This is a genomic window from Micromonospora sp. NPDC049359 (genome assembly GCF_044466585.1).
Classification (GTDB): domain Bacteria; phylum Actinomycetota; class Actinomycetes; order Mycobacteriales; family Micromonosporaceae; genus Micromonospora.
In genome coordinates this window covers 140,746-152,494 of record NZ_JBITMW010000006.1, presented here as the reverse complement: position 1 = coordinate 152,494, position 11,749 = coordinate 140,746, and the positions used below count along the sequence as shown (strand labels likewise).

13 protein-coding genes are annotated in these 11,749 nt (G+C 71.8%); 5 read left to right on the top strand and 8 right to left on the bottom strand.

Annotation, left to right across the window (positions count from 1 at the left end; translation table 11 throughout):
* Positions 1-104: 104 nt before the first annotated feature.
* Positions 105-338 (bottom strand): zinc-ribbon domain-containing protein, encoded by a 234-nt coding sequence (locus ACIBTX_RS16140; protein ID WP_357127915.1) that lies wholly within the window; start codon positions 336-338, stop codon positions 105-107.
* Positions 339-436: 98 nt separating this feature from the next.
* On the opposite strand from ACIBTX_RS16140, the gene ACIBTX_RS16135 reads away from it, so the two are divergent.
* Both ACIBTX_RS16135 and ACIBTX_RS16130 read left to right on the top strand, forming a co-directional pair.
* The gene (locus ACIBTX_RS16135; protein ID WP_396832652.1) at positions 437-694 is read left to right on the top strand and encodes a type II toxin-antitoxin system RelE/ParE family toxin; all 258 of its coding nucleotides are present in this window, start codon (positions 437-439) and stop codon (positions 692-694) included.
* Entirely contained in the window at positions 691-1,008 is a 318-nt protein-coding gene (locus ACIBTX_RS16130; RefSeq protein WP_357172870.1) for a helix-turn-helix transcriptional regulator, read from the top strand. The genes ACIBTX_RS16135 and ACIBTX_RS16130 overlap by 4 nt, the downstream gene beginning before the upstream one ends.
* Before the next feature lie 117 nt (positions 1,009-1,125).
* On the opposite strand, the gene ACIBTX_RS16125 is transcribed toward ACIBTX_RS16130, so the two are convergent.
* From ACIBTX_RS16125 to ACIBTX_RS16110, 4 genes are all read right to left on the bottom strand, one after another.
* Complete coding sequence (locus tag ACIBTX_RS16125; RefSeq protein ID WP_357127918.1) at positions 1,126-1,995, bottom strand: SRPBCC domain-containing protein; 870 nt, start codon at positions 1,993-1,995, stop codon at positions 1,126-1,128.
* The gene (locus tag ACIBTX_RS16120) at positions 1,988-2,545 is read right to left on the bottom strand and encodes a helix-turn-helix domain-containing protein (protein ID WP_355051970.1); all 558 of its coding nucleotides are present in this window, start codon (positions 2,543-2,545) and stop codon (positions 1,988-1,990) included. Before ACIBTX_RS16120 ends, ACIBTX_RS16125 begins: the two co-directional genes overlap by 8 nt.
* A gap of 134 nt (positions 2,546-2,679) precedes the next feature.
* Positions 2,680-4,023 carry a class I SAM-dependent methyltransferase gene (locus ACIBTX_RS16115; RefSeq protein ID WP_357127921.1) on the bottom strand — a complete coding sequence of 448 codons (1,344 nt, stop codon included), beginning with the start codon at positions 4,021-4,023 and terminating at the stop codon, positions 2,680-2,682.
* Positions 4,020-5,417, bottom strand: a complete 1,398-nt coding sequence (locus ACIBTX_RS16110; protein ID WP_357127924.1) for an FAD-binding oxidoreductase — start codon at positions 5,415-5,417, stop codon at positions 4,020-4,022. The genes ACIBTX_RS16115 and ACIBTX_RS16110 overlap by 4 nt, the downstream gene beginning before the upstream one ends.
* A 93-nt stretch (positions 5,418-5,510) precedes the next feature.
* Here ACIBTX_RS16110 and ACIBTX_RS16105 point away from each other — a divergent pair, with 93 nt between their 5' ends.
* A complete protein-coding gene (locus tag ACIBTX_RS16105) occupies positions 5,511-5,981 on the top strand; it encodes a YbaK/EbsC family protein (RefSeq protein ID WP_357127927.1) in 471 nt (156 codons plus the stop codon).
* 62 nt (positions 5,982-6,043) lie between these two features.
* Entirely contained in the window at positions 6,044-6,754 is a 711-nt protein-coding gene (locus tag ACIBTX_RS16100; RefSeq protein WP_357127929.1) for an RICIN domain-containing protein, read from the top strand.
* Here the strand turns inward: ACIBTX_RS16100 and ACIBTX_RS16095 are convergent.
* Entirely contained in the window at positions 6,751-8,106 is a 1,356-nt protein-coding gene (locus ACIBTX_RS16095; RefSeq protein WP_357127932.1) for an MFS transporter, read from the bottom strand. The two genes, ACIBTX_RS16100 and ACIBTX_RS16095, sit on opposite strands and share 4 nt — an antisense overlap.
* Positions 8,107-8,125: 19 nt before the next feature.
* Here ACIBTX_RS16095 and ACIBTX_RS16090 point away from each other — a divergent pair, with 19 nt between their 5' ends.
* Positions 8,126-9,115 carry a GlxA family transcriptional regulator gene (locus tag ACIBTX_RS16090; RefSeq protein WP_396832651.1) on the top strand — a complete coding sequence of 330 codons (990 nt, stop codon included), beginning with the start codon at positions 8,126-8,128 and terminating at the stop codon, positions 9,113-9,115.
* A 97-nt stretch (positions 9,116-9,212) separates the two neighbouring features.
* Here ACIBTX_RS16090 and ACIBTX_RS16085 read toward each other — a convergent pair whose 3' ends face one another.
* Together ACIBTX_RS16085 and ACIBTX_RS16080 are read right to left on the bottom strand one after the other, a co-directional pair.
* Positions 9,213-9,716, bottom strand: coding sequence for a hypothetical protein (locus ACIBTX_RS16085; protein ID WP_396832650.1), 504 nt, complete (start codon positions 9,714-9,716; stop codon positions 9,213-9,215).
* 78 nt (positions 9,717-9,794) lie between these two features.
* The gene (locus ACIBTX_RS16080; RefSeq protein ID WP_357127939.1) at positions 9,795-11,747 is read right to left on the bottom strand and encodes a VWA domain-containing protein; all 1,953 of its coding nucleotides are present in this window, start codon (positions 11,745-11,747) and stop codon (positions 9,795-9,797) included.
* Between the last annotated feature and the right edge of the window lie 2 nt (positions 11,748-11,749).

Here is an 11,749-nt window from a genome sequence, read left to right as displayed (position 1 = left end):
TACGCCGGCCGGGAGTGCACGGCGGGCGGGTGGCGGTGTACACGACGGATCCGGCCGACGGGGGTCGGCCGATCAGCCAGCACAGGAAGCGGGCCATCTGCGGCTCAGCCGACCGGGAGGCGCTGGGCGTCGGACTTGGCGACCTCGTACTCCGCCCCGCAGAACGTGCACTGCTGCGCGTACCGGGTGCGGATCGGGATGAGTGGGATGAAGAAGAGGGTGAATTTCGTCGACCGGCGGGTGATCACCTGTGCGGCGTGGTTGCCGCAGTGACGGCAGACCTCCTGCACGACACCGGACCGGTCGACCTTGGTACGCAGACCAAAGATGAGGAACATCGCACGGCAGTACCCACTCCACCCCGAAAAGTCACCGAACCCGCCCCACGAGCTGCAAGATCCGCACAAGGCGGTATAGCGATTGATATACTCCCCGGATGCCGCAGGATGAGTGGGAGGTCTTCGTCGTCGACGAGGTCCGCGCCTGGATCGACAGCCTGGACCTCAAGGAGCTGCGACCCGGCACCGTCCGCATCCTCTTCGTCTTCGACCCGTGGCGCGCAAGCATTCTGCTGGTCGCGGGCGACAAGGCAGGCCAGTGGCAGAGCTGGTATCAACAGGCCATCCCGCTCGCCGAGCAACGCTACGAGATCTACTTGAAGGAACGCGCGCAGCAGGAGGGGGGCCAACGATGAGTGGGCATGTGCGGTGGTCGGACATTCGGTCGGAGTACGTACAGCGGGCCGGTGGCGAGGAGGCCGTCGAAGCCGGAAAGCAGGAACTGCTCGCGCAGGTCGTCGGGCACCGACTCGCCGAGGTACGACGAGCCCGCGGCTTCACTCAGCAGCAGATCGCCGAGCGCATGGGTGTCACGAAGGGTCGGGTGTCCCAGATCGAGCAGGGCCGGATCTCCGGCCAGGAGGTGGTGGCCCGATACGCCGTCGCCCTCGGCGGTCGACTGCACCAGGCGATCTACTTCGACGACGGTGATATCGCAGCCATCGCGTGAGCGTGCGGGCAGGACCCTCTCCCCACGCACAAGATCGTGCTCGATCCAGGATGTAGTGCCTTCGAGGTGCGAACGAGGCCACTAAATCCTTGATCGAGCACGATCACGGCGGGACGGTCAGAGGGTGGGCTGGGGCTCCAGGCCGGGGACCTCCTCGGCGAGCCAGATCGGCTGCCAGGCCGCCATCTCGTGGAAGCGGCGCAGCTCGAACAGGCCGGCCACCGAGCCGGACCAGGCAGCGTACGGCGGGTTGGTCTCGTCGAAGCCGCTCTGCACGAAGGTCAGCGTGGTGCGGCCACCGGATTCGGCCAGCTCCCAGCTGGTGACGCCGGTCGGTCCCCAGTCGACGGACATCCGCCGGCCGGGCTCCAGGTCGACGATCTTGGCGGCGTAGCCGTGCTCGAAGCCACCCATGGCGTACCGGCCGCCGACCCAGGGCTCGATCCCGATCGGGTAGCCGAACCAGGCGCTGGCCTGCTCGGAGTCGGTCAGGGACTCCCAGACCTTGTCGGCGGGGACCGCGATGACCAGCTCGCCGCGCAGCTCCGCGGAGGTGAAGTCGGTGCGCGGCAGCAGCGGCTTGCCCTCGAGGTGGGAGGCCAGGTTCGCGATGGACAGCGCCCAGTACGTCTGGAGTACGCCCCGAATGCTGGAGCCGTCCATCGCCTCGGCGAAGTCGAAGTGGCTCTGGGTCAGCGTGAGCACCGTGGCGTCCGGGCCGTCGGCGGCGAGCTGGAACTCGGTGGTGGTCTCGACCCCGTCGAGCAGCCAACCGAAGCGCAGCGAGTCGTCGTCGGCGTGCAGGAGCCGCTGGTGCGGGGCGTCACCCTCGGGCGTGTAGCGGCCCCAGAACTCGTACCGCTCGGGCAGCTCGACCTCGGCGTGCTCGGCCAGCCAGAGGCGCAGCTCGGCCGGGTCGGTCAGGGCCTGGCGGACGCGCGCCACGGGGGCGGTCAGGCGGGCCTGCACCTTCAACGGTTCACTCATTGTCGTTCCCTTTCGGATAGCAGGCGACGGCCAGCTTGAAGGCATCTCCCTCGCTGCCGCCGTAGCGGGTGAACAGGTCCTGAAGTGCGGTTTGCAGGTCGTGCAGGAACTCCTGGCGCTGCTCGGCGGGCACCCGGATCTCGCCGGAGACCCCGATCGAGGGCAGCTCGGGCGCCGCCCGGTCCAGGGCGGCGATGTCGGCCTGGACCTCCTCCATCAGGTCGAGCAGGTAGCCCAGGCTCAGCTCGTCGCGGGCCCGGCGCAGCCCGATGCGGCCGACCAGCCGCGGCGAGAGCCAGTAGGACCGGGCGGCGGCCTGGTAGATGCCCTCGGTGATCCCGCGAACCTTGCGCTCGTTGACCAGCTCGACCAGGCCGGCCGCGACGAGCTGCTTGACGTGGTAGTAGACGCGCTGCGGCGTCTGGTCGAGTCGGGCCGCGACCTCGGTGCAGGTGCGCGGCTCGGCCAGTTGCCGCAGCACCTCCACGCGCTGCGGCTTGAGCAGGACCTCGGCCTGCTCGATCTGCTCCAGGTACAGGACGTCTCTCATGGCAAAATCAGTTTGTACGTACAAAACTTGTTTGTCAATCGCTTCGCGAGAAGCCGCGCCGACTTTCTCGACGCGGCTTCCGGCGACGCTCAGCTTCAGGCGACGCTCACCCTCAGGCGACGCTCAGCGGATGATCAGGGCAACCAGTCCGGTCGCAGCGGATAGCCGTTCACGCCGTCCGGGCCGTTGTGGGTGGCCAGCACCTGGTGCAGTTGGATGCCGTTGCGCTCGAACGCCATCCGCGAACCGGCCATGTAGAGACCCCACACCCGGGCCGTCCCGGTGCCGACCTCCGAGACGCAGAAGTCCCAGTGCTCCACCAGGTTGCGGCACCAGGCGGCGAGGGTCAGCGCGTAGTGCTGGCGCAGGTTCTCCTCGTGGTGCACCTCCAACCCGGCGTCGTGCACCTCGCTGATCAGCCGACCCGGGCCGGCCAGCTCGCCGTCCGGGAAGACGTACCTGTCGATGAACGCGCCCGAGCGGTGCGGCGCCCGGTTGTCGGCGCGCGTGATCGTGTGGTTGAGCAGCCGTCCACCCGTGCGCAGGCGCGACCGCAGCGCCCCGAAGTACGACGGGTAGTTGCGCACGCCGATGTGCTCGGTCAGCCCGATCGAGGAGATGGCGTCGAACTGCTCCGCGGGCGCGTCCCGGTAGTCGAGGTGTCGCACCTCGGCCAACTCGCTCAGCCCTTCCCGCTCGATCGCGGCCTGCGCCCACTGCGCCTGCGCCTTCGACAGGGTCACCCCGAGCGCCTTGACCCCGTACTCGCGCGCGGCGTGCCGGACCATGCCGCCCCAACCGCAGCCCACGTCCAGCAGCCGCATGCCCTTCTTGAGTGCCAGCTTGCCGGCGACCAGGTCGTACTTCGCCACCTGGGCCTGCTCCAGGGTGTCGGTCGGGGACCGGAAGACCGCACAGGTGTACGTCATGGACGGGCCGAGCACCTTCTCGTAGAAGGCGTTCGAGACGTCGTAGTGGTGCGAGATCGCCGTGCTGTCGCGGACCCGGGAGTGCCGCAGCCCGTTCATCACCCGCTTCCAGCGCGGCTGGGCCTCCTGCGGAGGCGCCGGCGGCGGCATCAGCCGCTCCCAACCCAACCCCCGCACCAGCGCGACGCCGTCGGCCACCGACGGCGGGCGCAGCCGCAACTCGTCCTTGAGCACCCGCAACGCCTCGTACGGGTCACCCGGGTGCACCCCCTGCAACGCCAGGTCGCCGCTCACGTACGCCCGGGCCATGCCCAGGTCGCCGGGGGCGGTGAGCAGGTACGACAGACCCCGCTCGGTACGGATCGCCAGGGTGATGCCGGCATCGGTCGGGCCGACGGCGCTGCCGTCGTACCCGGTGATGCGGATCGGCAACGGCCCGGCGGTGACCGCGCGGACGACGTCCGCGACGGTCGGGCCGGTGCGCCGGCCCCCCGCCGGCGGGGTGGCGGGGACGCTCGCCGCCCCCTGATCTCGGTCGGTCAGGCTCATGCTCGTGCTACCGCCTTTTCGTACAGTCCCGTCAGCCGGTGGTCCGGGTCGTAGCGGTCTTTCACCGCGCGCCAGGTCTCGCCGCCGTAGAGGCGATCGAAGGCGTCCCGGTCGTAGTACGCGTCGGAGTAGAGCGACTTGTGCCCACCCAGCTCCGACACCCTGCGTTCGATCGTGCGGTTGACGTCGCCGTCGGCGGCGCCGGACGCGATCGGCACGCTCCCCCAGAAACCAATGTTGACGTAGTCCTGCCCCGGGTGGAGCGGATACAGCGGCCACGACCGCGCGGAACCGGGCCCCTCCGGCTCGCGCAACCGCAGCGGGCAGAGCCACACCGGGGTCATCCCCACGTCGGCCGCGAACCAGCGCAGGAAGTCGGCCATGCGGTCGAGCGGGATCTCCACGTCCTGCACGACCCGCTCCCGGGCCGGCTGGCCCCGCAGCCGGTCGATCCGGGCCGCCACCTGGTGCCGGTGTTCGAGGCGGACCAGTCGGTGGTAGACGTCGCTGCGTCGGTAGCGCGCCGGCCAGAGCCGGCGCACGACCGGGTGCTGCGCGCCGAACGCCGCCGAGCACCAGAACCAGTCGGTGTCCCAGCGCCACAGATAGTCGTACGCGGTCAGCACGTCGCGGGTGCGCTGACGCAGCGACCGGTAGTAGATCGCCTGGCCGGTGTAGTCGCTGGGCGGATCGGCGGTGTCGGTGAAGGTCCCCAGCACCAGGTACGCCTCACCGGGGCTGAACATCACGCCGTCCAGCACGTCGACCGGCTGGCCGGCCCACGACCGGGTGGCGCTCACCTCGGCGATCGCGTCGGTGAGCGCCTCCAGTTGGGTGAACCGGATGTTGCGCAACGCCACGTACCGGCCGACCGGCTGCAACTCGATGCGCAGCCTCGTCGCGTAGCCGAGGCTGCCCAGCGAGTTGGGGAACGCGCGGAACAGGTCGGCGTGCTCGGAGTCCGGGCGGGCGGTGACGATCGCGCCGGAGCCGGTGAGGATGTCCATCTCGCGTACCGACTCGTGGGGCAGTCCGTTGCGGAAGGACGTCGACTCGATCCCGAGGCCGGTCACCGCGCCGCCCAGGGTGATGGTGCGCAGTTGCGGCACCACCAGCGGCATCAGCCCGTGCGGCAGCGTCGCGTCGACCAGGTCCTCGTACGTGCACATGCCCTGCACATCGGCCGTACGCCCGGCCGGATCGACCGAGAGCACCCCGTTCAGGCCACTCACGTCGAGGCCCGGGGTGCGGGGAGCGGATCGGGGGCGGAACAGGTTGGAGGTGCGTTTGGCCAGCCGGACAGGCTCGCCCGTGGGCACCGCGGCGTACGACCGCCGCAACGTGTCCACCGCTTGATCATGGTCAATTGGGTGATCCACACGCTCAGCGCGCATGTGATCACCTTACGCCTGCACCCGGGAAATCGTGGGATGTCCTCGCCTGCCGTTTCCCGTCCGACAGCAGGCCCGGCGGTTACCGTGGCGGACATGCCGTCGCCCGCGATCGCCGCCCTGGACTCCGCCGGACTGCCGTACCGGTTGGTCAGTCACGGCGCGGTCGGCAGCCTCGCGGAGGCCGCCGCCGCCCGTGGTGTGGCCATCCCGGACGTGGTCAAGACGATCGTCGTCCGCCGTGGCGCGGACGACCACCTGTTCGTGCTCACCCCTGGTGACCGGGTCATCTCCTGGCCCAAGCTGCGCGCCCTGCTCGGGGTGCAGCGGATCTCCATGCCGGACGCGGCGGGCGCGCTGACCGCCACCGGGTACGAGCGCGGCACCATCACCCCGTTCGGCGCGAGCACGGCCTGGCCGGTGATCGCCGACGAGCGGCTACGGGGCCGGCAGATCACCCTGGGCGCGGGCGAGCGGGGTCTCGCCGTGGCGGTCGACGCCGACGCCGCGATCGCCGCCCTCGACGCCACTGTGGCCGACGTCACCGACCCGCAGCCCACCCGCTGAAACTCCGCCGCTGCCGTCGTCCGGCTGGCTCCGGCCCGCCGCCGTGGGTGAGGATGGCGGCTATGCCCGCCCCCGAGGAACGCCCCGACCCCGTCGGCACCGTCTACGGCGGCCGACGCCGAGCCAACTCGGGCCCGCTGGCCGACCCGCTGCTGCGGGTGGCGTTGGCGGTCGGGCTGGTGGGCGTACTCCTCGGTGTGGTCTTCGCCACCGGCCTGCTCGACGGGGACGACGAGCCGGTGGTGCCGGCGGCCGTCGGCACGCCGTCCAGCGCCGCCGAGCCGACCACCCCGGCGGCCGAGCCGACCCCGACGCCCTCGGTCGAGCCGTCGCCGACCCCGTCGGCCACCCCGGCCGTTCCCACCAGCGGCGCCCACGTGCTGCGGTCGCCCACCGGGCTCTGCCTCGGGCTCGACGGCGACGACGAGAAGGCCGAGGCCGAACTGGCCGCCTGCACCGGCGGCCCGGAGCAGCAGTGGATGGTCAACCCGGTAGCGACGGGAGCGGTGACGATGACCAACGCCGCCCACGGGCAGTGCCTCGATGTCGAGGGCGGCAGCGGTGACGACGGCGCGCGGTTGCAACAGTTCCCGTGCCACGGTCAGGCCAACCAGCAGTGGCGGCTGACCCCCACCGGCGCCGGCCCCGTGCTGCTGGTCGCGGTGCACAGCGGTAAGTGCGCGCAGGCCGACGACGACGGCGTCGAGGCCGGCAACGACATCCGGCAGCGGCCCTGCGACGGCCGGCCCGCCCAACAGTGGACGGTCGGCTAACCGCGGTAGCTCCAGGCGCGGGGTGCGGTCGCGGCGACGAGGACGGCCTCCGGCACCGGTCGACCCGGCCGTCGGCGCAGCAGCAGCGACAGCCCTGCCGCGCCGATCGACAGCGCACCGGCCACGTACCAGGCCACCGCGTAGTCGCCGAGTCGGTCGCGGACCAGCCCCGCGCCGGTGGCCGCGAGCGCCGCCCCGAACTGGTGGGCGGCGAACACCCAGCCGAACACGACCGCGCCCGCGCCACCGAAGTACTCCCGGCACAGCGCAACGGTCGGCGGCACGGTGGCCACCCAGTCCAGGCCGTAGAAGACGATGAACACCAGCATGCTCGGCTCGGCGGTACCCGCGAACAGGCTGGGCAGCACCAGCAGCGACAGCCCGCGCAGCGCGTAGTAGGCACCGAGCAGCAGCCGGCTGTCCACCCGGTCGGTCAGCCAGCCGGAGGCGATCGTGCCGACGATGTCGAAGAGCCCCACCAGCGCGAGCAGTCCCGCCGCCGTGGTCTCGGCCATGCCGTGGTCGTGCGCGGCCGGCACGAAGTGCGTACCGACGAGGCCGTTCGTGGTCGCTCCGCAGATCGCGAACCCGCCGGCCAGCAGCCAGAACGGCCGCGTCCGGGCCGCGGCGGCCAACGCGCCGAGCGCCCGCGTCGCCGCGCCGCCGGCCGGCGGCGGCGCCGCGACGACCTCGGTCGCGCCGTAGGCGGGCAGGTCGAGATCCGCCGGGTGTTCGCGCAGCAGCCACACCACCAGGGGTACGACAGCCAGGGCGGCACCGGCCACGACGAGTGCCGCCGTGCGCCAGCCGTGGTCGCGTACCAGCACGGCGATCAGCGGCAGGAAGATCAGTTGCCCGGCGGCCCCGCCCGCGGTCAGCACGCCGGTGACCAGGCCCCGACGACGGACGAACCAGCGCCCGGTGACGGTCGCCACGAAGGCGAGCGCCATCGAGCCGGTGCCCAGGCCGACGAGGACGCCCCAGCACAGCAGTAACTGCCAGCTCGCGGTCATGAACACCGTCAGACCGCTGCCGGCGGCGACCAGCAGCAGCGCCACCGAGACGACCCGGCGGATGCCGAACCGGTCCATCAGCGCGGCGGCGAACGGCGCGGTGAGCCCGTAGAGGAGCAGGTTGACCGAGACGGCCGCGGAGATGGTGGCCAGCGGCCAGCCGAACTCCGCGTGCAGCGGGTGCAGCAGCACCGACGGCGTGGCGCGGAACCCGGCCGCGCCGACGAGCGCCACGAAGGCGACACCGGCCACGAGCCAGGCGGGGTGCAGGCGACGATTCTTGCTCACGCGACCAGTCTGGGCCGCGCCTCCGGCTAGGACGAGTGGCCGGAAAGCCATCGTACGCAATAATCGGGCCATGAGTAGTGGCCCGCACCGGATCGCCGTCCTCGCCCTCGACCAGGTCGTCGGCCTCGACCTCGGCACCCCGTCCCAGGTCTTCAGCACCGCCCGGGGCGCCGACGACGCGTACCGCTACGACGTCCGGGTGTGCACCCCGGGCGGCCGGCCGGTCCGCAGCACCGCCGGCTTCCAGGTGCTCCCGGACCACGGGTTGGAGCTGCTCGACACCGCCGACACGGTGATCGTCCCGGGCATCCACGCCGGCGCGGCGCTCACCTCGGGCACCGTCGAGCCGGAGGTGGCCGAGGCGCTGCGGTCGGCGTACCAACGGGGCGCCCGGATCATGTCGATCTGCACCGGCGCGTTCGTGCTGGCCGCGGCCGGCCTGCTGGACGGACGCCGGGCGACGACCCACTGGGCGTACGCCGAGCGGTTCCGCCGCCTGCACCCCCGGGTGGACCTCGACCCGGACGTGCTCTTCATCGTCGACGACCGGGTGCTCACCTCGGCCGGAGTGGCCGCCGGCATCGATCTCTGCCTGCACGTCATCCGCCTCGACCACGGCAGCGACATCGCCAACCGGGCGGCCCGACGCTGTGTCATGCCGCCGTGGCGCGACGGCGGGCAGGCGCAGTACATCGAACAGCCGGTCCCCCGGGCCACCGATGCGAGCACCGCCGCCACCCGCGAGTGGGCCCGACAGCGCCTGCACGAGCCGATCGCCCTGCGCGACCTCGCCGAGCAGGCCCGGATGAGCGTCCGCACCTTCACCCGACGTTTCCGGCTGGAGACGGGACTGAGCCCCGCGCAGTGGCTACTGCGGCAACGGACCGACCACGCCCGACTCCTCCTGGAGACGACCGACCTCACCGTCGACCAGATCGCCCGCCGCTGCGGCTTCGGCACGACCGCAGCCCTACGTCAACAACTGCACCAACGCATCGGCGTGGCCCCGTCCACCTACCGCCGCACCTTCCACCCCCGCGAGGAGCTGGCCCGCGCCTGACCCCCCGCGATCTTGCACTTGCTGTCGTCGAGATGCCCGTTACACATGCCTTTGTCGCCGCAGAAAGTGCAAGATCGACGAGGGTCGTGGGGGGCGGTCAGGTCCGGAGCAGGTGGAGCTGGGCCTGGTGTTTGGGGAGGTGGACCCTCGCGTGCAGGTCCAGCGTGCGGGACCAGGGCAGCGGCTCGTCGACGATCAGGTCGAAGCCCTCGCGCAGGTGGGTCTCCACCGGCGCCTCCGCCGCCAGGCCGAGTTGGTCGACCAGCCCGCACAGCCGTTCGCTGGTGCCGTGCAGCAACGCCGCCAGGCCGCGCAGACCGCCCTGCTCGGCGACCAACGCGTCGAGCTGCGGACGGTGGATGTCCTCCTCCAGCTCGTAGTAGGCGAACGGCGACCCCGCGAGCAACGCCTCGCTGGCCTGGATCATCAGTTCGTCGTTCGCCACCAGGTGCGCCACGATCTGCTCGGCGCTCAACTGCCCCCGAGGGGCAGCCCCAAAAGAAACCCCGTCGATCTCGGCAAACACCGAGTCATAAGCCCGCCGCAACCCGCCACTCGCCACCACCACACCCCCACCCCACCGCCCCACCCCGTCGATCATGGCGTTGTGGTGCCCGATTCACCCGGACGAGCGGCATTTGCCACCCACCACAACTCCATGATCGACGGGGTGGTCCGTTCAGCGGCGGGACTGGCGGGAGCGGAGGTAGTCCGACACCACGTACTCGCCCAGGTCGTCGGTGTCGGGGGTGAACATGCGGCCACGGCTGCGTCTCGCCACCGCGTCGATGAAGCGGCGCAGGCCCTCGTCATCGCCGAGCATGAACAGGTTGAGGGTCGCACCGTAGCGGCTGAGCCGGTCCACCTCGCGGACCGTCGCCTCGATCGTCTCCGGCAGCGGCGGCCAGTGGAACAGCGCCTCCCCGTCGTCCGGGTCGAGGTGGGCGGTCGGCTCCCCGTCGGTGACCACCAGCACCACCGGCTCGGCATCCGGATGGCGGCGCAGGTGCCGAGCGGCCAACCGCAGCGCGTGTTGCAAGTTCGTCCCCTGTTGCAGGTCCGGCTCCACGGCCGCCAACTCCTGCTGGGTGAGCGTCGTCGCCTCCCGACCGAAGCCCACGATCTGCAGGGCGTCCTGTGGAAAACGGGTCTCCATCAGGTGCGCCAACGCCAGCGCCGTCTGCTTCATCGGCCCCCAACGACCCTGCGAGATCATCGAGTACGACAGGTCCACGCAGAGCACCACCGCCGCCGAGGCACGCTTCTCGGTCTCCACCACCTCGAAGTCGTCCGCTTCGAGTTGCAGCGGAACCGTCGGCCCGGCCCGGCGCACCGCCCGGGTGAGCGTACGAACCACGTCCAGCGGTTGCTCGTCGCCGTACTCCCACGGGCGGGACGCCCCGCTGACCTCGCCGGCCGCACCCGCCGAACGCAGGTCGTGCTGACCGCGCGGACCGGCCGTCAGGTCGGCGAAGACCCGCCGCAGCGCCGTGCCGCCGAGCCGGCGCAGGGCCTTCGGGCTGAGCGTGAGCCCGTCCGCGTCCCGGCCCACCCAGCCCTGCCGGCGCAGCTCGCGTTCCAGCTCGCGCAGCCGGCGGACGTCGTCGGCCGCGTCCCGGCCCAGCGTCCGGGCCACCGCGTCGACGTCCACGTCGTCAAGCGTGGCCCCGGGGTGTTCCTGGTCGAGCTGATCCAGCAGGTCGTCCAGCTCGCCGATCTCGCCGAGCGCGCCGGCCGCGTCGGCGTAGTCCAACGGCTGGTCGCCCCGGACCCGCTCGCCGCGCCCCCAGCGCAGATCCGGCCGCAGCGCCCGCAGGTTCGCGTCGAGCGCCGACAGCTCACCGGCGAGCCGGTCGCCGAGGGACTGCTGCATCAGACCGGCCAGCTCGGCGCGCTGCCGCTCGGACAGCGAGTTCATCAGCCGCTCACCGGCCGCCGAACGGCGGGCCAGCACGTCGATCAGCTCGTCGACCGTCTCCGGCTGCTCCGGGAAGAAGTCGCCGTGCCGGCGCATGAACTCGGCGAACGCGTCGGTGGTGTCCTCCGCGCGGCCGTGCCGGGCCAGCAGGTCGTTCAGGTCCCGCATCATCTCGGCGAGCCGCTGCTGCGCGGCCGGATCGGCGGACGCGCGCACCGCGTCCCGCAGGCCCGCGAACCGCTGACCGAGCACGTCGTCCCGGAGCTGGTCGAGAATCTGCTGGTACGAACGACGGGCGTCCTCGCTGGCCCACTGGTAGCCGGCCAGCTCCTCGACCGCACGGGCCGTGGAGCGGGGCAGATTGTCCAGCACCGACTCGGCGAACCGCGCGTCGTCGTCGTCGCGGCTCCGCAGCTCGTCACGTTCGGCGGCGAGAGCCTGGTCGAGCAGGGCCTGTGCGCGGGTCACCGCGCCGTCGAGGTCGCCGCGACGAAGCGCCTCGCGGCGCAGCCGTCGCGCCCGAGCCGCCAGGTCGTCCAGCCCGCCCCGCCCCTGCGGGCCACGGCGCAGCAGATCGCGCAGCGCCTGCCGCAGGCTGCCGCCGGCCAGCACCTCGGCGCCGACCGCGTCCACCGCCTCACGCACGTCGTACGGGGGTGCCAGCGGATCGGGGCCGCCGTTCCACTGGCCGTACCGGAACCGGTTGCCGGCCACAG